Source organism: Sphingobium sp. LSP13-1-1.1, from assembly GCF_040676415.1.
Lineage (GTDB): Bacteria > Pseudomonadota > Alphaproteobacteria > Sphingomonadales > Sphingomonadaceae > Sphingobium.
Map to the genome: position 1 here is coordinate 16,552 of NZ_JBEGHU010000023.1, position 24,977 is coordinate 41,528.

Consider the following 24,977-nt stretch of genomic DNA (forward strand, 5'->3'; position numbering starts at 1 on the left):
CCTCACCCCCGCGCCAGCCTTTGCATGCGCGCTTCGATCTTGTTCTGCGCCAATATGGCGCGCATGCGCATCAACACGATCGCGGCGAAAAGCAAGGTGAATCCGATCAAGGTAAAGCCGAGCGGCCAGAGAAGCGCTCCATCGATGCTTGATCCCCGCAACGTGATGCTGGGCCCCTGATGCAGGCTGTTCCACCACACGACCGAGCGGTTGATGATCGGGATATTGATCGCGCCGACGAGCCCGAAAATGGCGGTCACCGGGCTCACTCCGCCGTTGCCCTGTCGCGCGCTGGCGTTGGCGAGCGCGATATAGCCCAGATAAAGGAACAACAGCACGAGCATGGATGTCATCCGCCCGTCCCATTCCCACCAGGTTCCCCAGGTCGGCCGCCCCCAGATCGATCCGGTGATGAGACAGATCGCCGTGAAGAATGCGCCGGGCATGGCGATGGCGCGGCCCGCGATCGACGCCAGAGGATGACGCCAGACGAGTTGCATGAGGGCCGCGATGGCGATCCCGGTCCATCCACCCATCCCCAGCCATGCTGCAGGCACATGAATATAGAGAATGCGCACCGTATCGCCCTGCAGATAGTCCGCGGGCGTCACGAACAGGCCGCATGCCGCGCCTGTCAGCAACAGGATAAGCCCCGGCCAGAACAGCCAGGCGGTCAACGGCCGGGCAATTTTGAGGAAGCGTGCAGGATTGGCGAAACGATGCATGAGACGAGGCTATTAGCTTCCCCGTGGGCTCAAGGCCAGTAGGCCTTTTTCCCAATTTCATCGCCCGAAAACGGCGGCCGGCCGGAACCACCTCCCCCCTTTTTTGTGACAGGCAGGCGACAAACTGTCCCTGACGCACTATATGCGCGCGAAAGCCGCCCGACAGGTGCGGACAGGATCGGCAGTGGACCATCAAGAACCCATGTTTACGACCAACCCGTTCGACGACGACAAACTGCGTGAGGAATGCGGCATTTTCGGCGTCTTCAACGCTGAAACCGCTTCTGCCATGGTCGCCCTTGGCCTTCATGCCCTCCAGCATCGTGGTCAGGAAGCCGCAGGCATAACCAGCTGGGACGGCCATGATTTCCATACCCATCGGGCAATGGGACATGTGGCCGGCAATTTCGATCGGGACGAAGTGATTCGGGCCCTTCCCGGTACCGCCGCCTGCGGCCATGTCCGCTATTCCACTACAGGCGAGACATCGCTCCGCAATGTCCAGCCGCTTTACGCGGAATTGAGTTCAGGGGGTTTCGCCGTCGCGCACAACGGCAATATCTCCAATGCCATGAAACTGCGTCGCGAATTGATCCGCCGAGGTTCCATCTTTCAGTCCACCTCCGATACGGAGGTCATCATCCATCTGGTGGCGACGTCCACTTACCGGACGCTGCTCGACAAGTTCATCGACGCGCTGAAGCAGGTCGAGGGCGCCTATTCGCTGATCGTGATGACGCCCGAAGGCATGGTCGCCTGCCGTGACCCGCTGGGCATCCGTCCGCTGGTCATGGGCAAGCTGGGCGAGTCGATCATCTTCGCTTCGGAAACCGTGGCGTTCGACGTCGTGGGCGCGGAACATGTCCGTTCGATCGACCCAGGCGAACTCGTCATCGTCACCCATGACGGCGAAGTACGCAGTCATCGTCCCTTTGGCGACACGCATGCACGCCCCTGCATATTCGAACATGTCTATTTCAGCCGCCCCGATTCCGTCGTCGACGGGTCCAGCGTCTATTCAGTCCGCAAGGCCATCGGCGCGCAGCTCGCCATCGAAAACCCGGTCGAGGCGGACTTCGTCATTCCCGTGCCCGACAGCGGTGTGCCGGCGGCGATCGGCTATGCCCAGCAATCGAGCATTCCTTTCGAGCTGGGCATCATCCGTTCACATTATATCGGCCGCACCTTCATCCAGCCGGGCGACAAGGTCCGGCACCTTGGCGTAAAGCTGAAGCATAATGCCAATCGCGCGCTGATCGAGGGCAAGCGCATCGTCCTGATCGATGATTCCATCGTGCGCGGAACTACCTCGCTGAAAATCGTTCAAATGATGCGTGAAGCAGGCGCCAAGGAAGTGCACATGCGCATCGCCAGCCCGCCGACGAAGCATAGCTGCTTCTATGGCGTCGATACGCCAGAGCGCACCAAGTTGCTGGCGCATCGCCTGGATATCGGCGGGATGCAGGACTTCATCCATGCCGACAGCCTGTCGTTCATATCCATCGATGGTTTGTACAAGGCGCTGGGTGAAGCGAAGCGCGCCGACATCCGGCCGCAATATTGCGATGCCTGCTTCACCGGCGACTATCCCACGACGCTGACCGACCAGGATGAAGCTGTGGTGCAGAACCAGCTCGAACTGCTGGCCGAGCGCGTGGTCTGATCGTCTTTCCCACCTCGATACCGATGACCCGGCGCTTTACCACTCCGGGGCTCGCTTCTTCCTGATTCCAAGAGGGATATTCATGTCCTCCCAGTCCCTTTCCGGTAAGCTCGCCCTCATCACGGGCGCAAGCCGCGGCATCGGCGCCGCCACTGCGGAGGCGCTTGCCGCCGCGGGCGCCCATGTCATCCTGACCGCGCGCACCACGGGCGGACTGGAAGAGGTGGAGGAGCGCATTCATCGGGCGGGGGGCAGCGCGACGATCGCGCCCCTCGACCTGATCGACGGCGAAAGCATCGGGCGGCTGGCGCAAGCGATTTCCGGCCGGTGGCAGGCGCTCGACATATTGGTGCTGAATGCCGCGACGCTGGGCAGCCTGGCTTCGGTCCCGGCCATCGACGCCAAGGAATTTGCCCGGTTGCTCACCCTCAACGTCGCGGCGCCTCAGGCCTTGATCGCTGCTTTCGACGGCATGCTGAGGGCGAGCGGCGATGCACGCGTGGTGGCGATCACCTCTTCGGTAGGGGCACAACCGCGGGCTTATTGGGGCGCCTATGGTGCTTCGAAGGCGGCGCTCGAAACGCTGGTGGGAGCCTATGGCGAGGAGGTGAAGAACATCTCTGCCATTCGCACCCATATCGTGGATCCTGGCGCCACCCGCACCGCCATGCGGGCACGTGCGTTCCCCGGCGAAGATCCGTCGGCGCTCAAGGCGCCTGAACTGGTGGGACAGGCTATCGTCGATCTGGTGATTGCCGATACACCGGGCGGTTTTCGGACCCGCATGGATTGAGGGCGGGCCGGCAGGATTGGGCCATGGTTCTGCCGTAACGCGCCATGTCCGGCGGACAGCACCGGCTATCCGCCAATCCTCACCTCATCCGGTTTCACCATCCGGTTTCACCAGCGTAACCTGCGCCACGTCGATAGTTCCACCGCGAAAGCCGCCCTCGCAATACATCAGATAATAGCGCCAGAGGTCGACGAAATGCTGGTCGAAACCGGGCGGCAACCAGCCTTTGTCCACAGCTCGATCAAAGCGTTCGCGCCAGCGCCGCAGCGTTTCAGCATAATGCAGGCCAAAACGGCGTACATCGCGCCACACCAGGCCTTTCGCTTCGGCCAGCGCCCGAAACCGGCTTTCCGACATGAGCATGCCGCCGGGGAAAATATAGGTCTGGATGAAATCCGCGCCTCTGGCATAGCCTTCGAATATCGCATCATCGATCAATATATACTGGATCGCCGCCCGGCCGCCCGGTTTGAGCAGCCGCTCGATCGCCTCAACATAGGCAGGCCAGTAGCGTTGCCCTACCGCCTCCACCATTTCCACGCTGGCGATGGCGTCATATTGGCCCTGGGCATCGCGATAGTCGCGCAATATGATATTCGCGCCCGACCCCAGGCGGTCACGCGCGAAATCGGCCTGCTCAACCGAAAGGGTGAGGCCATCATAGCGGATCGGACAACGCGCCATCACCTGTTCGGCCAAGCCACCCCAGCCACAGCCGATTTCCAGCAGCGCATCACCTTCACGAAGGTCGAGCCTGTCGAGAATGGCATCAACCTTTCGATGTTGCGCACGTTCCAGGCTTTCGATCCGATCATCAGGGTCGCGAAAAAGGGCGCTGGAATAATGCATGCCCTTGTCCAGCCATAGCTGGTAAAAGTCATTCCCCAGATCATAATGATAGGCGATGTTGCGCCGCGATCCCTTGCGGCTGTTGCGCCTTGCCCAATGGAGCGATCGGCCGATCCAGCGCGCTGGTCCATGCGGCCGGGCGACATTGCCCAGACTGGCGGCGTTGGCCATGAACAGGGCGAACAGCGGAACCGGGTCGGGGCTGGTCCACTCCCCTCGCGCCCAGGCACGGTACCAGCCCGCCGATCCTCCCGCGGCCAGACGAAGCAACGCACGCCAGAGCCGAAGATGGACCTCGCATTCCGGTCCCGGCGCACGACCACCCAGCAGGCGCTGGCTGCCGTCGGGCAGAATGGCATGCAGAGCCCCCTGCTCCAGCCCCAAATCAATGCGGTCGAGCAGTTTGTGAAACTGCCGCGCGACGAGATGATCCGGCCAGCCGTGAGCACGGCGCTCCAGCGGCCGCTTGATCGGCACTGCCGCCCGGCCGCGGCGGGGTTCCATGACGTTCATGCCTTCACTCTGCCCAATGGTCTACTGCGTCGCAATCATGGCTTGATCCCGCGCCAGGCGGCGAGCGCCCTTTCGCGCCCCTCCCGATGACCGATGCACTTGGCCGGATAATCGGGCGGTCTGGCATCATGGGCGTCGGGATCGTGAATGATGTCATCTTCCAGATGCGCCAGTTCCGGCACCCAGGTCCTGATATAGGCCGCGGCATCGAACTTCTCCGACTGGGTCAAGGGCGCCATGATCCGGGAAAATATATTGGCATCCACGCCGCTGCCTGCAACCCACTGCCAATTGACGCTGTTGTTGGCGTAGCTCGCATCGACCAGCGTGTCCCAGAACCAGCGCGCGCCATGCCGCCAGTCGATCAACAGATGCTTGATCAGAAAGCTGGCCGTGATCATGCGGACGCGATTATGCATCCAGCCGGTGGCCCAAAGCTGCCGCATGCCCGCATCGACGATGGGATAGCCGGTGCGCCCGGTCTTCCAGGCGCTGAAGTCGCCTCCCGCCTCGCGGAGATCGCGCCAGGGCAGGTGATTGAAAGCTGGCCTCGCATTTTCCGAACCATAGGTGGGCATGGCCCAGATCTGGTTATGGGCATAGTCGCGCCAGATCAGTTCCTTGAGGAAAGTCGTCGCATCGCCGGGCGCTTCGGCAACCCGGTGCCAGACATGGGCGGGTGAGACTTCCCCGAAATGAAGATGAGGCGACAGGCGCGAGCTTCCCTCCCGCGACGGCAGGTTTCTGGCATGGTCATATTGGGCCACCTCATCAAGGAATGCGGCGACATTGGCCCGCGCGCCAGCCTCCCCCGGCGTCCAATCCTGCGAAAAGGCGGCAGCCCAGTCAGGCTTCGTGGGTAGAAGCGCCCACTGCTCCAGCGACTCACCCTGGGGCCAATGTCGTGGCCCATCAATCCGCGAAGGTGCCCGAACCGGCCCGGCCGGCGGCATATGCTCCATCACGGCGCGGGCAAACGGCGTGTAGATGCGGTAACTGGTCCCCGTGCCGGTCCGCACAGCGCCGGGCGGAAGCAGCAATGCGCCGTCATGCAGGCAGAGGTCCAGCTTTTTGGCGATCGCCTTCTCCGCATTGCGCCACCAAGGCTCATAATGATGCAGTGCGTGGACACGGCGGGCGCCCGTTTCTTCTGCGATCTGGATAATCTGATCGATGCTTCTGCCCTGCCTCAGGATCAGGCGCGATCCCTTTTCCCGAAGATCATTGTCCAGGCTTTCCAGGCTGTGATGCAGCCACCAGCGCGATGCGCCGCCCATCTTCCAATGGTGCGGCGCGTGATCGTCCAGCACATAGACGGGAATCACCGGCCCATCGCGCACGGCGGCCGCCAGTGCGGCCTGATCGGCAAGACGCAGGTCCTGGCGAAACCAGAGGATGACGGGATCCGACATGCACGCGGCCATGCCATGACCCGCCTGCTGTTCCAAGCCCCCGCCCATTTGAAGCGAAGCAAAGCACAAATCGCCGCGTCGGGTTTTTTCCGGCATGGACGTGCGGCCGCTTGCCGCCTATTCTTGCACTGCACAATCAACGAGCCGGATCCGGCTTTTCGGGATTAACGACCAGGGACTATGATGGCGTCGATGCCAAATGAATCAGAACTCGCCTATCGGCCATGTGTGGGTATCATGCTCGTCAACATGGAGGGCAAGGTGTTCGTCGGCCAGCGAATCGACAATGCGGTGGAGGCCTGGCAGATGCCGCAGGGTGGCATCGATGACGGTGAAGACATGAAGACCGCTGCCCTTCGCGAACTGAACGAAGAAACCGGCATCGTCCGCGATCATGTCGAGATCATAGCCAAGGCGCGCGAAGAGCATTTTTATGACCTTCCGCCCGAATTGGTCGGCAAGCTGTGGGGCGGCAAATATCGTGGCCAGCGGCAATATTGGTTTCTCGCCCGCTTCCTGGGTTCGGACGAGGATATCGATATCCAGACGGCGCATCCGGAATTTCGCGAATGGAAATGGACCGAGCCGGACAGCCTGCCGGACCTGATCGTGCCCTTCAAGCGCAAGCTGTATCGGGATATTCTTCAGGAATTCAGGGATCTGATCTGAAAACAGGGATTAAAATCCTCTGCCGTCTCGGTATGAAGGGGCGCATGCGTTATTGGCTGGCCCCTCTCCCTCTCCTTCTCTCCACCCCGGCGCTGGCCGATTATCCCGTGCTGCTGCCTCCGTCGGTCCGGGAAATGATGGAAGCGGCGATTGCCAATGGCAATGAGACCGAAATCGCAACCGTCGCCAAGATCGCCAAGCAAACCAATCCCGGCTCCGCCGACGAAATCCAGCGAATGGTCAACAGTTGGAAGGCGCGGACCAAGGCCACGCACGAAGCCGTGATCCGAGAAGCGCGCTTTACCGATTTGTGGACCGGCAAGTTCGAAGCGGGCGGATTCCGTTCCACCGGCTCCACAAGAGAGATCGGCATCAGCGCCAGTGCCGCAGTCAAACGCAACGGAATCCAGTGGTCGCACAAGCTGGCCGCCAGCGTCGATTACCGTCGCGCCAACGGGATTACGTCGCGCGAACGCTACACCGCCAGCTATGAGCCGCGTTATGAGTTCGATCCCAGAGGCTTTGCCTATGGCTTGACTCAATTCGAACGGGACACGTCGATCGGCTATGACGCGCGATACACCGCGTCGGCGGGTATCGGTTACAAGCTGATTGTCAGCGATCCGGTCGATCTGGCGCTGGATGCCGGCCCGTCGATTCGGCATGCGCGATATGTGGCAGGTGAACAGGAAACCAAGTTGGGCGCCCGTGCATCGATGGATGTCGCCTGGCGACTGACGCCGGTGCTGACATTCAAGCAGACAGCGTCCGGCTATGCGGAAAGTGACGTCTACACGCTCAATTCGCTGACTTCGCTGGTGACGAAGGTCGGAACACGCTGGTCGGCCGCCTTTTCCTACAATGTGCAATATGAATCGGAAACGCTGCTGTCGGCTCGGGATTCCGACACGATGAGCCGCCTGACCCTTACCTACGACTTTTAGAAGCGGGGTGGAGGGGCGCCCTCCGCTCTGATAGGGTTCGCAGGATGAGAGGTCTTTCGTCGTTCGAACAGAGCGTCATGGAAAGCGCGGCAGATGCGCCCATGCTCGCCCAGACTGAAAAATGGGCGGCGGTAAACAGCGGGTCGCGCAATCTTCCCGGGCTTGCCGCCATGGCAACCATGCTCGCCGACGCCTTTGCCAGCCTTCCTGGCTCCATTTCCCTTGTCGATCCAGCGCCGGTGGAGACAGTCCGGCCCGACGGCGCTCTGGCCATGGTCGCGCATGGCAGCCACCTGCGCCTGGCGGTGAGGCCTGAAGCCCCGGTGCAGATCCTGCTCACCGGCCATATGGATACGGTGTTTCCCGCCGACCACAGCTTTCAGGCGTTGCGATGGATCGATCCGGTCACGCTGAATGGACCGGGCGTGGCGGATATGAAGGGCGGGCTGGCCGTCATGCTGGCAGCCTTGCGTGCCGTGGAAACCGCACCGGATGCAATGCAGTTGGGCTATGACGTCATCATCAACAGCGATGAGGAGGTCGGCAGCCCTTCATCGGCGGCGTTGTTGCAGCAGGTTGCAACGGGCAAGCTCGCCGCCCTCACCTATGAACCGGCATTGCCTGACGGCACGCTGGCGGGGGCACGCGCCGGTAGCGGCAATTTTGCCATTGTCATCACCGGGCGCAGCGCGCACGCTGGCCGCAATCCACAGGAGGGCCGCAACGCCATCGTCGCCGCGGCCGACCTGGCGCTGCGGCTGAAGGCGGCGAGCGGTGCCGGCTTTTCCTGCAATCCCGCACGGATCGAGGGTGGCAGTCCCAATAATGTCGTGCCCGATCATGCGGTTCTGCACGTCAATTTCCGGCCAAAGACCTTCGCGGACCAACAGGCTGCCGACCTGCTGCTGAAAGACGTCATGGCGATGATCGCGCGGGAGCACGAAGTCATGCTCCACCTGCATGGCGGCTTCGGCCGGCCGCCCAAGCCGATGGATGCGCAGGCGGAAGCCCTTTTCGGACTGGTCCGGCAATGCGGTGCCGATCTGGGTATTTCCATTGCCTGGCGCGATACCGGCGGGGTGTGCGATGGGAATAATATTGCGGCCTGCGGCGTGCCCGTGGTCGACACCATGGGTGTACGCGGCGGCGATATTCACAGCGATAAGGAATATCTGATCGTCGACAGCCTGGCCGAACGGGCGCAATTATCGGCGCTGACGTTGCTGCGTATTGCACAAGGGCATTTCAGGACGGGGGTGAAGGCGTGAGTTTTTTCATGCGTACGGCGCGCGCCGACGATCTGCAGACCCTCTATGAAATGGCGAAGCTGACCGGCGGCGGCTTCACCAATCTGCCGCCCGACCGAAAGTCGCTGGTCGCGAAGCTGGAGCGTACGGAACAGGCGCTGGCCCGGCAAAGCGAGGGGGTTGAGGACGAACTGATCGTCATGGTGCTGGAAAACGGCCAGACGGGGCAGGTCCGCGGCACTTGCCAGATTTTCAGCAAGGTAGGGCAAAGCTGGCCCTTCTATTCCTATCGGCTGGGCGTTTTGACCCAACATAGCCGGGAACTGTCGCGCACCTTCAGGGCGGAAATGCTCTCGCTCGTCACCGATCTGGAAGGGTCGACGGAGGTTGGCGGCCTCTTCCTGCACCCCCGCGAGCGCGCCGAGGGCCTTGGCCTGCTGCTGGCGCGCAGCCGCTATCTCTACATCCGCAACCATCGGGCGCGCTTTGGGGAACGGATCATCGCGGAACTGCGGGGGGTCATCGACGAGGCGGGCGGTTCCCCCTTCTGGGATGGTCTCGCGGGTCGCTTTTTCGGCATGAGCTTTCAGGAAGCGGACGAGTTCAATGCAGTGAACGGTAACCAGTTCATTGCCGACCTGATGCCCAAGACGCCGATCTACACCGCCATGCTGACCGACAGTGCCCGCGGCGTCATCGGTATGCCCCATCCCAATGGCCGCGCGGCCATGCGCATGCTGGAGACGGAAGGTTTCACCAATCCCGGTTATGTCGACATATTCGATGGCGGCCCGACGATGGTGGGGCAGATCAACGCGCTGCGCACCATAGCCCACGCCTCTGATGCGCGATTGGGGGCCGTGCATGAGAAGGGCGGAGAAAAGATGCTAGTGACCACCGGACGGCTCGCGGATTTCCGCTGCACCTACGCCTTCGTGATGGAGTGCGACGATGGCGGCATCTCGCTCGACCGGGCGTCTGCGGAACTGCTGGGGCTGGAGCCGGGCCAGTCATTCACCATGGCGGAACGGGCATGAGGGCAAGAGAGATCAATTTCGACGGCATGGTCGGTCCCAGCCACAATTATGCCGGCCTCAGCCCAGGCAATCTGGCGTCGGCGCGCAATGCGGGAGCGATCTCCTATCCCAGGGCGGCGGCGTTGCAGGGCATAGAAAAGATGCGGTCCAACCTGCAGCTTGGACTGACGCAGGGCCTATTCCTGCCCCAATGGCGCCCGGATGGCGCCTGGCTGTCGGCGCTGGGAACTGATGTCGGCAATGCGGAGGCGCATATCCGGGCGGCCGCGATGTCGGCATCCTCCATGTGGGCGGCCAATGCCGCGACCGTCTCACCCGCTCCCGATACGGCGGATGGGCGCACGCATCTGACCGTCGCCAATCTCGTCACCATGCCACATCGCAGCCATGAATGGCCGCAAACGCTCGCTCAGTTGCGACTCGTCTTTTCCGACCGCCGGGCCTTTGCCGTCCATGGCCCCGTCCCCGCCCCCTTTGGCGACGAGGGCGCGGCCAATCATATGCGCCTGTGTAACAGCCATGGCGAAGCGGGAGTGGAAATATTCGTCTATGGCCAATCGGGCGGCCCCTTTCCCGCTCGCCAGCATATAGAGGCAAGCAAGGCTGTCGCCCGGCTGCATCGGCTGGATCCGGATCGCACCCTGTTCGTCATGCAGTCGGAAGAAGCGATCGCGGCGGGCGCGTTCCACAATGATGTCGTCGCAGTCGCCAACGAGCGCGTGCTTTTCACCCATGAGCACGCCTTTACCGACAAGGAGCGTTTCTATGCAGATCTCCGCACCCGGCTGCCCTCGGTCGAAATAGTCGAGGTTCCAGCCAGTGCCATAAGCCTCTCCGACGCAATCCGCAGCTATATCTTCAATGCGCAGCTCGTGACCCTGCCCGATGACGGCGGCTCGTCTTCGCCCGGGGCAGGCATGGCGCTGATCCTGCCGACCGAGGCGCGAGACATGCCGGCCATCTGGGCATGGCTGGAACAGATGGTGGCGGGCAACGGTCCGATCCGCAGGCTCGTACCCGTCGACGTGCGGCAGTCCATGGCCAATGGCGGCGGTCCCGCCTGCCTTCGCCTGCGCGTGGTGGCCGATCCGGCGAATATCGATCCCCGCTTCCTGGTCGATGAGGCAAAGCTGGACGGCATTGCCGACATCGTCCGAAATTACTGGCCCGAAGCCATTGCGCCCGACGATCTGGTCGATACCCGTTTGATCGCCCGCATCGAACAATCATGGTTAACCCTTGTTGACCATTTGCAACTTTCGGGCGATCTAGTTCCCTGACGGCAAGCAGGCCGGGTGGGACCAAATGGAACGGATCAAGCGCCTCTTCACGATCAAGACGAAGTTCGAGGCGTTTCTGGTGATCTACGCCCTGGCTCTGGGCGCGACCGAACGCGGATTCGTCTATATGCAGCAATATCCGGGCACGGGTGGACATCTGCTTGCCCTGGCCTGCACCGGCAGCGTGTTCATGGCCGGCGGCATGATATTGGATGCGGTAGAACTGCGACGCAGCGCCCTTTAACTCTCTGCAGACTTGTATCTGCTGCCTGCTCCATGCAGGAGCGGCTCCATGGCTGCAATCATGCTTCAGGGAACAGGCTCGGACGTCGGCAAATCCTTGCTGGTGGCCGGCCTTTGCCGGGCACTGGTTCGGCGTGGATATAGCGTCCGGCCTTTCAAGCCGCAAAACATGTCCAACAATGCTGCCGTCACCAGTGATGGCGGAGAGATCGGGCGCGCGCAGGCGCTTCAGGCCATGGCCGCGGGCGTCGAGCCGCATACGGACATGAACCCGGTACTGTTGAAGCCTCAGGCCGACCGGACGTCGCAGCTTGTCGTCCACGGCCAGGTTCGCGGCAAGCTCGGCAGCAGGAATTTCCGGTCGGCGCGCGGAGAATTGCTGGAGGCCGTGCTCGCCAGCTATCATCGGTTGCAGGCGCAATGCGACGTCGTCGTCGTGGAGGGCGCCGGATCACCGGCTGAAGTGAACCTGCGGGCGGGCGACATCGCCAATATGGGCTTCGCCCGGGCAGCCGATGTGCCGGTGATCCTGGTCGGGGACATCGACCGCGGCGGCGTGATCGCCGCCATCGCCGGAACCAAGGCCGTGATCGATCCCGCCGATGCGGCTATGATCCGAGGTTTTCTGATAAACAAGTTCCGGGGCGATCCGGCGCTGTTCGAGGATGGCTATCGCCATATCGAGCATTTGACCGGCTGGCAGGGCTTTGGCGTCATTCCCTGGCTTGGCGAGGCCAGCCGCCTGCCCAGCGAGGATGCGGTGGTGCTCGAACGCCGGCGGGGGGGACTGGACGAAAAGCTGCTGATCGCTTGCCCCATCCTGCCGCGGATCGCCAACTTCGACGATCTGGATCCCCTGAAACTGGAGCCGGGGGTGGAGGTCATGATGGTGCCGCCGGGACAGCCCATTCCGGCTGAGGCCACGCTCATCATCCTGCCGGGTTCCAAGGCGACGATCGCCGATCTGCAGGCGGTTCGCGATCAGGGATGGGACATCGACATTCGCGCCCATCATCGGCGCGGGCGACCGATATTGGGGATTTGCGGGGGTTACCAGATGCTGGGCCGCAGGATTGAAGACCCGGACGGGATCGAGGGATCGCCCGGCAGCGTCGAAGGGCTTGGCCTGCTGAACGTGGAAACCCGGCTCACAGCGATCAAGATATTGGAAAGAACGAACGGAGTTGCGCTGGGGCAGGCCTTTTCTGGCTATGAGATGCATGTCGGACGCACCGACGGCCCCGATTGCTTGCGCCCGTTCGCGCTGCTGGAGGGCGATCGTCCGGACGGCGCATCAAACGACGATGGCACGGTGATGGGGAGCTATATCCACGGCCTGTTCGCCAGCACCGCGCTGCGCTCCGCCTTTCTCGCGCGATTGGGTCACAAGGCTGCGTCCGGCGATTATCAGGCATCTGTAAATGATGCCCTGGACCAGATTGCAATGCAGCTGGAAGATCATGCCGACTTGGAAGGCATGATCCGGATCGCAAACACCTGACGGGAATGCGCCTGCTTTAACGTTTCAAGGGAAATGGCGCACCCGGAACGATTCGAACGTCCGACCCTCAGATTCGTAGTCTGATGCTCTATCCAGCTGAGCTACGGGTGCGTTGTGGATGGGCAGATAGAAGGGGCCGGACAGTCTGGCAACCCCAAAACGCGCCCGTCCCCAATTAAAAAAATGATGCCGCAACAGAGCACGCATAGCGCCGGCGAACTCATGCCGGACGCTGGCGATAATGATGATTTCAAGGGAAATGGCGCACCCGGAACGATTCGAACGTCCGACCCTCAGATTCGTAGTCTGATGCTCTATCCAGCTGAGCTACGGGTGCGTTGGAGTGGCGCAGATAGAAGCGACCAGACATTTGGGCAAGCTCTTTTTGCACTTTTTTGACAGGCTGCCCGATTGGAGATGTCCAACCGCAACCTTGTTCGGCGCCGGTCGTTCGACGGGCAGGAAAGGATGCTGAAATGACCTTTACCCCCAACGAAATCGCGCTGCTGGCGATTGCGCTGCTGATCGGCCTCCTGCTGGGCCTTATCATGAGCGGGCGTGGCAAGTACAAGCGCTGGTGGCGCGATGAACAGCTTGCCCATGCCCAGACGACCAAGGACCGGGATGTACGGCTGACCGCTGCGCAGGAGAGGATTGCGGAACTGGAACGGCAATCCGTTCCCGTTCTTGGCAGCGCTGCCGTCGGTACCATTGAGCGCGCACATGACCGGGACGATTTCAGCCGCATAAGCGGCATTACGCCACAGGACGAAATCGCGCTCAATAAAGCCGGCTACCACCGCTATGACCAGATCGCGGCAATCAGCGCAGAGCAAGAAGCCGCGCTGGAAACACGCCTCGGCCTCAAACCCGGCGTTATTTCCCGTGAGGAATGGCGGGAACAGGCCCGATTATTAGATGGACGCACCGAACATAGCCGTGCACGGGACCATGATCATCGCGCCACGCCAGTTTAAAAGGAAAGGGGGCGGAAAATCGCCCCCTTTCCTGTCACTTCCGATTCGCCAGCGCTGCCTGAGCGGCAGCAAGGCGGGCAATCGGCACACGATAAGGCGAGGCCGATACGTAATCGAGACCCGTCTTTTCGCAAAAGGCGATAGACGCCGGATCGCCGCCATGTTCGCCGCAGATGCCGAGCTTGATGCCGTCGCGGGTGGCGCGGCCGCGCTCGGCGGCAAGCTCGATCAATTCGCCCACGCCCTCCACGTCGATGCTGACGAAGGGGTCGCGGGCGAATATGCCCTTGTCGACATATTGCGTCAGGAAACGCCCGGCGTCATCGCGGCTGATGCCGATCGTGGTCTGCGTCAGGTCGTTGGTGCCGAAGGAGAAGAATTCGCCGACTTCAGCGATCTCGCCGGCCTTGAGTGCAGCGCGGGGCAGCTCGATCATGGTGCCGACCAGATATTCGACGCTGGCGCCCTGTTCCTCGAAAACCTGCTTGGCGACGCTGTCGACGATCGCCTTCATCAATTCCAGTTCCTTCTTCGTGGCCACGAGCGGGATCATGATCTCCGGGATCGGGGCGTCGCCGCTACGCTGCTTGATGATCAGCGCGGCTTCGAAGATGGCGCGGGCCTGCATCTCATAAATTTCGGGATAAGTGACGCCCAGACGGCAACCACGATGGCCCAGCATCGGGTTGAATTCATGCAATTCTGCGGCACGGCGTTTCAGCGCTTCCACACCCACGCCAGCCGCCTTCGCCACTTCCTCGAACTCAGCTTCGCCATGCGGCAGGAATTCATGCAACGGCGGGTCGAGCAGGCGGATGGTAACGGGCAGACCGGCCATCACCATGAAAATCTGCGCGAAATCGTCGCGCTGTTCCGGCAACAGCTTTTCCAGCGCAATCCGGCGTCCCTTTTCCGTGTCGGCGAGGATCATCTCGCGGACCGCGGTGATGCGGGCGGCGTCGAAGAACATATGCTCGGTGCGGCAGAGACCGACGCCTTCCGCGCCAAAATCCCGGGCTGTCTGACAATCCAGCGGAGTTTCGGCATTGGCGCGGACCTTGAGGCGACGAACCTTGTCGGCCCAGCCCATCAGCGTGCCGAAATCACCTGCCAGTTCGGGCTGCACGGTCGGGACCTCACCGGCCATCACTTCGCCTGTCGAACCATCGATGGTGAGGATGTCGCCTTCCTTCAGCGTCCGGCCATCGATGCGCAAAGTCCTGGCGGCATTGTCGATCGACAGGCTGCCCGCCCCGGAGACGCAGGGACGGCCCATGCCGCGCGCGACCACGGCGGCGTGGCTGGTCATGCCGCCTCGCGCGGTCAGGATGCCCTTGGCCGCATGCATGCCATGAATGTCCTCAGGGCTGGTTTCGACGCGGACGAGGATGACGGAATCACCCAGTTCATTCCGGCGCTCGGCGGTATCGGCGTCAAACACGATCGCGCCCGAAGCCGCGCCCGGAGAAGCAGGCAGGCCCTTGGTCAGCACATCGCGAGGCGCCTTGGGGTCGAGCGTCGGGTGCAGGAGCTGGTCGAGCGCGGCGGGATCAACGCGGGCCACGGCTTCTTCCTCCGTGATCAAGCCCTCACTCGCCATGTCCACCGCGATCTTGAGCGCAGCCTTGGCAGTGCGCTTGCCCGACCGGGTCTGGAGCATCCAGAGCTTGCCCTGCTGCACCGTGAATTCGATGTCCTGCATGTCGCGATAATGGGTTTCGAGGATATGGAACACCCGCGCCAGCTCGACATAGGTTTCCGGCATCGCCTCTTCCATCGACAGCGGCTTGGCCCCTGCCCGTTCGCGCGCCTGCTTGGTGAGATATTGCGGCGTGCGGATGCCCGCCACCACGTCCTCGCCCTGGGCGTTGATCAGATATTCGCCATAATAGGCATTCTCACCAGTGGCCGGGTCGCGGGTGAAGGCCACGCCGGTGGCCGAGCTATCGCCCATATTGCCGAACACCATCGCCTGCACATTGACGGCGGTGCCCCAATCATGCGGGATCGAGTTCAGGCGGCGATAGACCTTGGCGCGATCAGCCTGCCACGATCCGAACACGGCGCTGATCGCGCCCCATAGCTGGTCATTGACATCCTGCGGGAAAGGCTTGTTCCAAAGCTTTGAAACAAGCCCCTTATATTCCGCAACGAGCGCCTTCCAATCGACGGCGGTCATTTCGGTGTCGAGCGTGTATCCCTGGTCTTCCTTGGCGATCTCCAGCGCCTCTTCGAAGGCGCCATGGTCGAGTTCCAGGACCACGTCGGAATACATCTGGATGAACCGTCGGTAGCTGTCCCAGGCGAACCGCTCGTCGCCCGAGGTAGCAGCCAGACCAAGCACAGTTTCATCATTGAGACCAAGGTTCAGCACCGTGTCCATCATGCCGGGCATCGAAATGCGCGCGCCGGAGCGGACGGACACGAGCAGCGGGTCGGCCTTGTCGCCAAATTTCTTGCCGGTGATGCCCTCGATATGCACAATTCCGTTGGCGACTTCGGCCTTCAGGCTTTCAGGATAGACGCCGCCGTCCTGATAATAGCGGGTGCACATTTCGGTCGTGATGGTGAAGCCTGGAGGCACCGGCAGGCCAATGGCGGCCATGCCGTCCAGATTTGCGCCCTTGCCACCAAGAAGGTTCTTGTCACCTTTGCCGCCGTCATCGACGCCACCGCCGAAACGATAAACATAACGGGTAGCGGTCGTGCTCATGCTGGCCTCTTCCATTGTCAACATAATCGCGGCTCTCCTGCACTGATTGCCGTGTATTTGTGCGATGCAACAAAATTTAAACAACAAGCAGGCGACAAACGCACCTGCTTTTACGATAATTGCTCTCTTACTTCACTGATTTTCCCGGTTGTCCGGGTATCTTTCGGTTTCAGCCCGTAATTTTCGAAAAGTCCGCGACCGCATGAACCGCCTCGCGCACTCTTGCAAGCAGCGCCAGGCGCGCAGAGCGCTTGGCCGGATCGGCGTCATTGACCGTAACGGCCTCGAAAAATGCGTCGATTGGCGCTCGCAATGTTGCAAGTGCGGCCATGGCCCCTTCGAAATCCTCAGCCCTGACCGCGGCCGTGGCACGCGGTTCGGCGATATCAAGCGCGGCGATCAGGCCCGCCTCCGCCTGCTCGGGGACATAGGTGAGTTCGACCTTAGCGGCGGTTTTGACGCCTTCCTTTTTCAGGATATTCGCGGCGCGCTTATATCCCGCGAGCAAATTGATGCCGTCATCAGTGGCAACCAACGATTGGAGAGCGGTAACGCGGGCCAGCAGGCGGACAAGATCATCCTCGCCGCCCAAGGCAAACACCGCATCGATCAGATCATGACGGACGCCGGCCTCGCGCTGCTGCACCTTGAGCCGATCGGCGAAAAAGTCGAGCAGTTCGCCGACAAGTGCCGTCGCCGCGTCACGTTCCATATCCGTCCAGGCCCGATCTGGATTGAAGCCGGCCATGATGCTGACCATCAGGCGGTCCAGATGCTCCTGATTCCCCGCAATATCCTTGCCCCGAAGCTTGGAAAGTTCGGTCATCAACTGCGTGTTCAGAAAGGAGCGGCGAATGAGATCGAAGCTGTAGGAGATGGCCGACGCCAGCGGCATGCGCAGGCCGTTTTCCGTCAGCAGGCTGAGGATCGCGAGCGCCGAGCGGCGCAGGGCGAAAGGATCCTTCGACCCTGTCGGGAACATGCCGGCCGCGAAGAAGGCGACCAGCGTATCCAGCTTGTCGGCAAGGGAAACCGCGACCGTCGTAGCCGCACAGGGGATTTCATCGCCCTGCCCGATCGGCTTGTAATGATCGCGGATGGCATCCGCCACCGCATCAGGCAACCCTTCGGCCCGCGCGTAATAGCCGCCCATCACGCCCTGCAGTTCAGGGAATTCGCCCACCATCTCGGTGACAAGGTCTGCTTTTGCAAGGCGCGCCGCCTGCTCGGCCAGATCGGCGTCCGCGCCCTTGACGATCCCCTCTTCCACCAGCCAGCGGGCAAGCTTTGCGACCCGTTCCACCTTGTCGGCCACAGTGCCGAGCTTTTCGTGAAAGGTGATGCGTTCCAGCTTCCTGGCGTGATCCTCCAGCTTCGTCTTGCGATCCTGGTCCCAGAAGAAGCGGGCGTCTGACAGACGCGCGGCAAGGACCTTGCGATTACCCGCGATGATCGCCGCGCCGCCATCCTTCGCCTCGATATTGGCGGTGCAGATGAAGGCAGGTGCGAGCTGACCCGACGCATCACGCAGGACAAAATATTTCTGGTTGATACGAAGGGTTAGCTGAATGACTTCAGGTGGAACCTCAAGGAAAGCCGGGTCGAAATCGCCCAGCAGCGGCACCGGCCATTCGGTGAGCCCTGCATTTTCGGCAACGAGGCCTTTGTCCTCGATCACGCTATAGCCATGGGCGGCAGCGGCGTCGGCGGCCTTCGCCTCGATGATCAACTGGCGTTCCTGGTGGCTGACGATCACATGGCAGGCGCGCAGCTTTTCGACATAGTCATGCGCGCTGCCTATGGTGATCTCACCAGGATGATGGAAGCGATGGCCGAGCGTGGCGTAGCCGCTGCGGACGCCTTCTATCTCCATATTCACAAGATCCTCGCCAAGGATCGCGACGATGCCTTGCAGCGGGCGGACCCAGCGCAGGCTTTCGGTGGTCTGCGAGGCGGTGCCCCAGCGCATGGACTTGGGCCAGGGAAAGGCGCGGATGATGGTGGGAATCGCTTCGGCCAGCACCTCTGCTGTTGCGCGGCCGGCTTTGTTGACGGTTGCGAACCACACGCCGTCGCGGTCCTCAAGCTGGTCCTGGGTCAGGCCGGTCTTGCGGAGGAAACCTTCCAGCGCCTGTGCCGGAGCAGCGGTGCGCGGCCCTTTGAACTCCTCGCTGACAGCCGCCGTTTCCAGCGGCAGGTTGCGAGCGATCAGTGCAAGGCGGCGCGGCGTGACGAAGCTGTCGATACTTTCGGGCTTCAACCCGGCCTTCGCCAGTTCCTCGGTGAAGAGGCGGGCGAGGTCGTCCGACGCCTTCAACTGCATCCGCGCCGGAATTTCCTCGCAACGCAGTTCGAGCAGGAAATCGGTCATCACGCGGCCCACCCGTTCACTTCCATCCACTTTTCGCAGGCGCCCTTCGCAAGATCGCGCACGCGGCCGATATAGCTGGCGCGTTCCTGCACCGAGATGACGCCGCGCGCCTGAAGCAGGTTGAAGACGTGGCTCGCCTTGATCGCCTGGTCATAGGCGGCGAGCGGAACGCCAGCCTCCAGCGACGCCTTGCACTCGGCCTCTGCATCCTTGAACCAGCGGAACAGCTTTTCCGTATCGGCGATCTCGAAATTCCATTTCGACATCTGCTGCTCATTGGCGAGGAACACGTCGCCATAGGTGACGCCCGCGTCGTTGAAGCGCAGGTCGTACACACTGTCGACGCCCTGAATGTACATGGCCAGACGTTCAAGACCATAGGTCAGCTCGCCCGCCACCGGCTTGCAGTCGAAACCGCCCATCTGCTGGAAATAGGTAAACTGGGTGACTTCCATGCCGTCGCACCACACCTCCCAGCCAAGACCCCAGGCGCCCAAGGTGGGGCTTTCCCAATCATCCTCGACAAAGCGGATGTCGTGGACCAGCGGATCGATGCCGATTTCCGCCAGCGATCCCAGATAGAGTTCCTGAAGGTTGGCCGGGCTCGGCTTCATGATCACCTGATACTGGTAATAATGCTGGAGCCGGTTGGGGTTCTCGCCATAGCGGCCGTCGGTCGGGCGCCGACTGGGCTGGACATAGGCGGCGTTCCATGCATCGGGGCCAAGGCTGCGCAGCGTGGTCGCCGGGTGAAAAGTCCCCGCGCCTACTTCCATGTCATAGGGTTGCAGGATCACGCAGCCCTGCCGTCCCCAATAGGCGTGCAGGGTCAGGATCAGGTCCTGAAAGGAAAGCGCTTTGCTTGTCGCCACCGGCGGTCCCCAGAAATCATGGCTATAAAAATGACGGTTTGATGCGGCGCGCCTTGGCGCAGCAAGGACGCAGGGTCAAGGAAAAGAGGGCGGCCTTAACCGTAAATCCGCTTGCCCTGGCGGGCGGCGGCACGCATGGAAGTAAAAACCCTTCAGGAAACGGACCCGCAACTCCGATGAAATGGCTCTCTTTCCGTTGGCTGGCGCCCGCCATGATGCTGCTTGGCGGATGCGCGCTCGAACAGCCCGTCTCGGCCCGCGATGCCACGGCGCGCTCCACTTATGTGACGCCGGCCTTGTGGGAGGTGAAGGATGCCGACACAACCATCTATCTGTTCGGTACCGTTCATGTAATGAAGCCGGGCATCGACTGGTTCAAAGGCGGCGTCAAATCCGCCTTCGATCGATCGGACGAACTGGTCCTGGAGATCGTCGAGCCGGAAGATCCCAATGGGCTGGCGTCCACCATGGCCGGTGCTGCGCTGGCGCGGGATGGCGTGAAGCTGTCGGATCGACTGGGCACCGCGGATCGCGCCAGCTATCAGGCCGCAATGAGCACGAACGGGCTTCCCTGGCAGGCGTTCGAGATGTTCAATCCCTGGATGGCCGGCATGGCCCTTTCGGTCAAACCGCTGGAAACGCTGGGCTATAAATCTGATCTCGGCGCGGAAAAGGTGCTGACGGCGGCGGCCAATGCGTCCGGCAAGAAGGTCGGCGCGCTGGAAACGGTGGAGCAGCAACTGGGCTATTTCGCCGGCCTGCCGATGGAACAACAGGTCAAGTTCCTGACAGCCACCGTCGAGGGCCTGCCGGACATGGACCGGGAATTCGCCAGCCTTGTCACGCACTGGCAGGGCGGGGAGCCGGACAAGCTGGCGGCAGAAATGAACGAATCGCTGGAGGCGACGCCGGAACTGGCCCGCGTGCTGTTGATCCAGCGCAATGCCAATTGGGTCAGGTGGATCAGGCAGCGGCTCGATCAGCCCGGCACGGTCTTCATTGCCGTGGGCGCCGGACATCTAGCGGGCAAGGGCAGCGTGCAGGAGCAGTTGAAAGCGCTGGGAGTCGCTTCGGCGCGGGTGACGCAATAGGATGATCCGCGTTCTGGCGTGCTGGCTGGGGCTGGCCGCCCTGTGCCTGTTGTCGGCATGTGGGGAAAATCCCCCTGCCCCGCCGCCGGGCGGAGGGCCTGCGCTTTGGCGGGTGGAGGGCAAAGGCATCGACGGCTGGCTGTTCGGCACCATCCATGTGCTCCCCGCGGGTGTCGAATGGCAGACGCAGCGGATCCGGGACGCCATCGGACAGGCCGACAGGCTGGTGCTGGAATCAGCCGAGATACGCGATCGGGCGCGAACCCTGGCGCAGTTCGAGAAGATGGGACGGAGCCAGGGACTGCCACTGTTGGAGAGCCGCGTTCCAGAACAGGACCGGGCCACGCTGGAGACAATCGTCAAAGATGGCGGCACCAGCACCCAGACCCTCTCGGCCTATGAAAATTGGGCGGCGGCTATGCTCCTGTCGGCAGCGGCGCAGCAGTCCCTGCATGTCAGCCAGGATCATGGCGTGGAACCGGTGCTGATTGCGGCGTTCGAAGGAGCGGGCAAGCCGATAAGCGGGCTGGAGACGGTCGAGCGGCAATTCCGGGCCTTCGACACGCTCCCTGCTGACGCGCAGCAGCGACTGCTGGTCGACACGGTTCGGGAGGCGAAGGAGATGCGGCCGCTCTTCGACCGCATCCTCCATGCCTGGATCATGGGTGATGTGCCGGCGCTGGCGAAGGTCGACAGGCTGAGCGAGGAAGCCGATCCGGTGGTCGAACAAGCCGTGCTCGTCGATCGCAACCGCAGCTGGGTGAAGTCGGTAGCCACATTAAAGGGCTGCCCCTTCATCGCCGTGGGTGCGGGGCATCTAGCAGGCAAGGACAATCTGGTCGACCTGTTGCAGGCCGATGGCTACAGGGTGACGCGGGTGCAGTAGCGCTGGCCCTTGCTTTCCCGCATGTTTCTGCTATTGGGCCGCGGTCCCGGCATGGTCATCCCTGGAGGCGTGGCGGGCACCTACATCAATTTGCTTTTGGAGACACGCAATGAGCGAGCAGCTTACGCTGTCGGCAGAGGCACGCGATCGGGCAGGCAAGGGAGCCTCCCGCGCTCTCCGCCGTGAGGGCCGCGTACCCGCCGTCATCTATGGTAACAATGAAGAACCGCAGTCGATTCATGTCGAGGAAAAACTCCTCAACAAGCTGCTGGGCACCGGCCACTTCTTCAATTCGGTCGTCATGGTCGAGGTCGGCGGCAAGTCCGTCCGCACCCTGCCGAAGGACGTTGCGTTCCATCCCGTGACCGACCGTCCGCTGCACGCCGACTTCCTGCGCGTTTCGGAACATGCCACCGTTCACGTCAATGTGCCGGTCATCTTCAAGAATGAAGAGGCTTCGCCGGGCCTGAAGCGGGGCGGCGTGCTCAACATCGTCGCGCATGAGATCGAACTGATCGTCGATGCGGCCGAAATTCCCGATGATGTCGTTGTCGACCTGACCGGTCTCGACGTGGGCGAATCGATCCACATCAGCGCCGTGAAGCTGCCCAAGGGCGCCAAGGCCGCGCATGACGAAACCGACTTCACCGTCGCGACCATCGTTGCGCCATCGGCTCTCAAGAGCGCCGAAGGCGACAACGAAACCCCCGCCGAAGGCGCCTGATCGCTTTACGGTCAAGCCTTTCCGGGCTGGAAATCACGGTCCCGCTCGCCTAACCGGCGGGCGGGATTTTTCTTGGGAGAAGACAGGCGATGCAGATCTGGGTGGGCCTCGGCAATCCTGGCACCCAATATGCGATGAACCGGCACAATGTCGGTTTCATGGCGATCGACCTGATCGCGGACATGCATCGGTTTTCGCCGCCGAAGAAGCAGTTCCAGGGCTGGGTGCAGGAAGGACGCATCGGATCGGAGAAGATCATCCTGCTGAAACCCGCGACCTTCATGAACGAGAGCGGGCGATCGGTGGGCGAGGCGATGCGCTTCTACAAGCTGGCGCCGCAGGATGTGACCGTCTTTCACGACGAACTCGATCTGGCGCCGATGAAGGTCAAGGTGAAGCGCGGCGGCGGCAATGCGGGACACAATGGCCTGCGCTCGACCGACGCGCATATCGGGGCGGAGTTTCGGCGCGTGCGGATCGGCATTGGCCATCCGGGTCACAAGGACCGGGTGCACGGCTATGTGCTGGGCAACTATCACAAGAGCGAAATGGATGCGCTGGCCGACATGCTCGGCGCGATCGGGGCCGAGGCGGCGTGGCTGGCGCAGGGAGACGATGCGCGGTTCATGAATGAAGTCGCGCTGCGATTGGCGGATTAGGCGCCGCCCTGCCCTTCCGCAGTCCCAAACCAGAGCGGCGAATGGCAGCGATGCGCGCCCGCCCGCCCCGCCCTCGCGGTAAAATGGCCGGAGTGGATTGCGGAATGTCGCACTCCCGCGCCATAGAGTAAGCCTGACTTTCCACTCTCCAAGGGGATCCGGGTGATACAGACCATCGCGACGAAGCCTTTCAGCGATCAGAAGCCGGGCACATCCGGCCTGCGCAAGAAAGTGCGGATTTTCCAGCAGCCTCATTATGCGGAAAATTTCGTCCAGTCGGTGTTCGATAGCCTGGAAGGTTTCGAAGGCCACGCCCTGATCGTCGGCGGCGATGGCCGCTACCTCAATCGGGAAGTCATCCAGATCGTCCTGAAGATGGCTGCGGCCAACGGGTTCGGCCGGGTGCTGGTGGGACGCGGCGGCATCCTTTCGACCCCGGCGGCGTCGCATCTGATCCGCTCGTCGGGCGCTTTTGGCGGATTGGTGCTGTCGGCCAGCCATAATCCCGGCGGGCCGGACGAGGATTTCGGGATCAAATATAATGTCTCGAACGGCGGCCCGGCACCCGAAAAGGTGACCGACGCCGTTCATGCCCGAACGCTTGCCATAGACAGCTATCGGATATGGGAGGCGGACGATGTCGACATCGATACGTTGGGCATCGCCACCCTGGGCGGCATGACGGTCGAGGTGGTCGATCCGGTCGCCAGCTATGCCGATCTGATGGAAAAGCTGTTCGACTTTGGCGCGATCCGGGCAATGATTGCGGAAGGCTTCACCCTCTCTTTCGACTCGATGAGCGCGGTGACGGGCCCCTATGCGGTGGAGATTTTCGAGAAGCGGCTCGGCGCGCCAGCGGGCACGGTGCGCAACGCAACCCCCCTTCCCGACTTCGGCCATCATCATCCCGATCCCAATCTGGTTCACGCCAGGGAATTGTACGACCGGATGATGGCGCCGGACGCACCGGATTTCGGCGCAGCTTCGGATGGCGACGGCGACCGCAACCTGATCATCGGGCGACATTGTTACGTCACGCCTTCGGATTCGCTCGCCGTGCTGGCGGCCAATGCGCATCTGGCACCCGGCTATGCGACGGGCCTCAAGGGCATTGCACGGTCCATGCCGACCAGTGGCGCGGCCGATCGCGTCGCGGAAAAGCTGGGTATCCCGCTCTATGAGACGCCGACGGGGTGGAAATTTTTCGGCAATCTGCTGGATGCCGGCATGGCCACCATCTGCGGCGAGGAAAGCGCCGGCACCGGCTCCGACCATGTGCGCGAAAAGGATGGCATCTGGGCGGTGCTGCTGTGGCTCAACATCCTGGCCGTCCGGCGACAGAGCGTCGCCCAGATCATGGCAGAGCATTGGGCCGCCTTTGGCCGCAACTATTATGCGCGGCATGATTATGAAGCGATCGCGAAGGACAATGCCGACGCCCTGATGGTGGCGCTGCGGGACGGGCTGGGAACGCTGCCGGGTACGACGAACAGCGGCGGCACGGTGATGAGCGCCGACGACTTTGCCTATAGTGATCCTACCGACCAGTCCGTCAGCCGCAACCAGGGCGTGCGCGTCCTGTTCGAGGATGGCTCGCGGGTGGTGTTCCGGCTGTCCGGAACGGGGACCGAGGGCGCCACCCTGCGCGTCTATATCGAACGCTTTGTGGGCAAGGACGGCGATCTGGCGCTGGAGACGGGCGAAGCGCTCGCGCCGCTGGTGAAGGCAGCACAGGAGGTTGCCGATATATCGGGCTTCACCGGCATGGAGCGGCCGAGCGTCATTACCTGAGGCCAGCCGCCAAAGCT

General features: G+C 62.2%; 21 protein-coding genes and 2 tRNA genes. 15 read left to right on the forward strand and 8 right to left on the reverse strand.

Translation table 11 applies throughout. From position 1 onward, the window contains the following. Positions 1-2: 2 nt before the first annotated feature. Complete coding sequence (gene ccmC / locus MRBLSP13_RS12060; RefSeq protein WP_363754685.1) at positions 3-725, reverse strand: heme ABC transporter permease CcmC; 723 nt, start codon at positions 723-725, stop codon at positions 3-5. Positions 726-927: 202 nt separating this feature from the next. Here ccmC and purF point away from each other — a divergent pair, with 202 nt between their 5' ends. Then, entirely contained in the window at positions 928-2,388 is a 1,461-nt protein-coding gene (gene purF, locus MRBLSP13_RS12065) for an amidophosphoribosyltransferase (protein ID WP_363735376.1), read from the forward strand. A gap of 82 nt (positions 2,389-2,470) precedes the next feature. Beyond that, the gene (locus MRBLSP13_RS12070) at positions 2,471-3,181 is read left to right on the forward strand and encodes an SDR family NAD(P)-dependent oxidoreductase (protein ID WP_363734742.1); all 711 of its coding nucleotides are present in this window, start codon (positions 2,471-2,473) and stop codon (positions 3,179-3,181) included. A gap of 84 nt (positions 3,182-3,265) precedes the next feature. Here the strand turns inward: MRBLSP13_RS12070 and MRBLSP13_RS12075 are convergent, their stop codons facing one another. Continuing rightward, a complete protein-coding gene (locus MRBLSP13_RS12075) occupies positions 3,266-4,543 on the reverse strand; it encodes a cyclopropane-fatty-acyl-phospholipid synthase family protein (RefSeq protein WP_363754688.1) in 1,278 nt (425 codons plus the stop codon). 35 nt (positions 4,544-4,578) lie between these two features. Beyond that, positions 4,579-5,955 carry a cryptochrome/photolyase family protein gene (locus MRBLSP13_RS12080; protein WP_363754690.1) on the reverse strand — a complete coding sequence of 459 codons (1,377 nt, stop codon included), beginning with the start codon at positions 5,953-5,955 and terminating at the stop codon, positions 4,579-4,581. Positions 5,956-6,138: 183 nt separating this feature from the next. Here MRBLSP13_RS12080 and MRBLSP13_RS12085 point away from each other — a divergent pair, with 183 nt between their 5' ends. From MRBLSP13_RS12085 to MRBLSP13_RS12115, 7 genes are read left to right on the forward strand one after another with little or no spacing between them, the layout of a single operon-like run. Continuing rightward, positions 6,139-6,624 (forward strand): RNA pyrophosphohydrolase, encoded by a 486-nt coding sequence (locus tag MRBLSP13_RS12085; protein ID WP_363734736.1) that lies wholly within the window; start codon positions 6,139-6,141, stop codon positions 6,622-6,624. 44 nt (positions 6,625-6,668) lie between these two features. Then, entirely contained in the window at positions 6,669-7,568 is a 900-nt protein-coding gene (locus MRBLSP13_RS12090) for a DUF481 domain-containing protein (protein ID WP_363734734.1), read from the forward strand. A gap of 44 nt (positions 7,569-7,612) precedes the next feature. Beyond that, a complete protein-coding gene (locus MRBLSP13_RS12095) occupies positions 7,613-8,836 on the forward strand; it encodes a hydrolase (protein ID WP_363754693.1) in 1,224 nt (407 codons plus the stop codon). Next, a complete protein-coding gene (locus tag MRBLSP13_RS12100; RefSeq protein WP_363754695.1) occupies positions 8,833-9,852 on the forward strand; it encodes an arginine N-succinyltransferase in 1,020 nt (339 codons plus the stop codon). Before MRBLSP13_RS12095 ends, MRBLSP13_RS12100 begins: the two co-directional genes overlap by 4 nt. Then, positions 9,849-11,132: an N-succinylarginine dihydrolase gene (locus tag MRBLSP13_RS12105; protein WP_363754697.1), complete on the forward strand. Its 1,284-nt coding sequence runs from the start codon at positions 9,849-9,851 to the stop codon at positions 11,130-11,132. Before MRBLSP13_RS12100 ends, MRBLSP13_RS12105 begins: the two co-directional genes overlap by 4 nt. 25 nt (positions 11,133-11,157) lie before the next feature. Beyond that, positions 11,158-11,376: a hypothetical protein gene (locus MRBLSP13_RS12110; protein WP_133652086.1), complete on the forward strand. Its 219-nt coding sequence runs from the start codon at positions 11,158-11,160 to the stop codon at positions 11,374-11,376. Positions 11,377-11,424: 48 nt separating this feature from the next. Further along, positions 11,425-12,876, forward strand: a complete 1,452-nt coding sequence (locus MRBLSP13_RS12115) for a cobyric acid synthase (RefSeq protein ID WP_363754699.1) — start codon at positions 11,425-11,427, stop codon at positions 12,874-12,876. A 34-nt stretch (positions 12,877-12,910) separates the two neighbouring features. Here MRBLSP13_RS12115 and MRBLSP13_RS12120 read toward each other — a convergent pair. Together MRBLSP13_RS12120 and MRBLSP13_RS12125 are read right to left on the reverse strand one after the other, a co-directional pair. After that, positions 12,911-12,987 (reverse strand) — tRNA-Arg (locus MRBLSP13_RS12120). 149 nt (positions 12,988-13,136) lie between these two features. After that, positions 13,137-13,213 (reverse strand) — tRNA-Arg (locus MRBLSP13_RS12125). A 139-nt stretch (positions 13,214-13,352) separates the two neighbouring features. Here MRBLSP13_RS12125 and MRBLSP13_RS12130 point away from each other — a divergent pair. Next, positions 13,353-13,853 carry a hypothetical protein gene (locus MRBLSP13_RS12130; RefSeq protein ID WP_363754701.1) on the forward strand — a complete coding sequence of 167 codons (501 nt, stop codon included), beginning with the start codon at positions 13,353-13,355 and terminating at the stop codon, positions 13,851-13,853. A gap of 34 nt (positions 13,854-13,887) precedes the next feature. Here MRBLSP13_RS12130 and ppdK read toward each other — a convergent pair whose 3' ends face one another. The 3 genes from ppdK to MRBLSP13_RS12145 all read right to left on the reverse strand — a co-directional run bounded on the left by ppdK (position 13,888) and on the right by MRBLSP13_RS12145 (position 19,809). Next, complete coding sequence (gene ppdK, locus MRBLSP13_RS12135) at positions 13,888-16,590, reverse strand: pyruvate, phosphate dikinase (protein WP_363754703.1); 2,703 nt, start codon at positions 16,588-16,590, stop codon at positions 13,888-13,890. Positions 16,591-16,735: 145 nt separating this feature from the next. Continuing rightward, the gene (glyS, locus tag MRBLSP13_RS12140) at positions 16,736-18,937 is read right to left on the reverse strand and encodes a glycine--tRNA ligase subunit beta (RefSeq protein ID WP_363735374.1); all 2,202 of its coding nucleotides are present in this window, start codon (positions 18,935-18,937) and stop codon (positions 16,736-16,738) included. Continuing rightward, positions 18,937-19,809, reverse strand: a complete 873-nt coding sequence (locus MRBLSP13_RS12145) for a glycine--tRNA ligase subunit alpha (RefSeq protein ID WP_133652090.1) — start codon at positions 19,807-19,809, stop codon at positions 18,937-18,939. Before MRBLSP13_RS12145 ends, glyS begins: the two co-directional genes overlap by 1 nt. Before the next feature lie 176 nt (positions 19,810-19,985). Between MRBLSP13_RS12145 and MRBLSP13_RS12150 the strand changes: the two genes are divergently transcribed. The 5 genes from MRBLSP13_RS12150 (at position 19,986) to MRBLSP13_RS12170 (ending at position 24,960) form a co-directional block, all read left to right on the forward strand. Beyond that, entirely contained in the window at positions 19,986-20,900 is a 915-nt protein-coding gene (locus MRBLSP13_RS12150; protein WP_363754705.1) for a TraB/GumN family protein, read from the forward strand. A gap of 1 nt (position 20,901) precedes the next feature. Beyond that, positions 20,902-21,786 carry a TraB/GumN family protein gene (locus tag MRBLSP13_RS12155; RefSeq protein WP_363754707.1) on the forward strand — a complete coding sequence of 295 codons (885 nt, stop codon included), beginning with the start codon at positions 20,902-20,904 and terminating at the stop codon, positions 21,784-21,786. 109 nt (positions 21,787-21,895) lie between these two features. Continuing rightward, positions 21,896-22,510, forward strand: a complete 615-nt coding sequence (locus MRBLSP13_RS12160; protein ID WP_133652093.1) for a 50S ribosomal protein L25/general stress protein Ctc — start codon at positions 21,896-21,898, stop codon at positions 22,508-22,510. 89 nt (positions 22,511-22,599) lie between these two features. Further along, positions 22,600-23,169, forward strand: a complete 570-nt coding sequence (pth, locus tag MRBLSP13_RS12165; protein ID WP_363754709.1) for an aminoacyl-tRNA hydrolase — start codon at positions 22,600-22,602, stop codon at positions 23,167-23,169. Between the two features lie 162 nt (positions 23,170-23,331). Further along, a complete protein-coding gene (locus MRBLSP13_RS12170; protein ID WP_363734716.1) occupies positions 23,332-24,960 on the forward strand; it encodes an alpha-D-glucose phosphate-specific phosphoglucomutase in 1,629 nt (542 codons plus the stop codon). Positions 24,961-24,977: the final 17 nt, after the last annotated feature.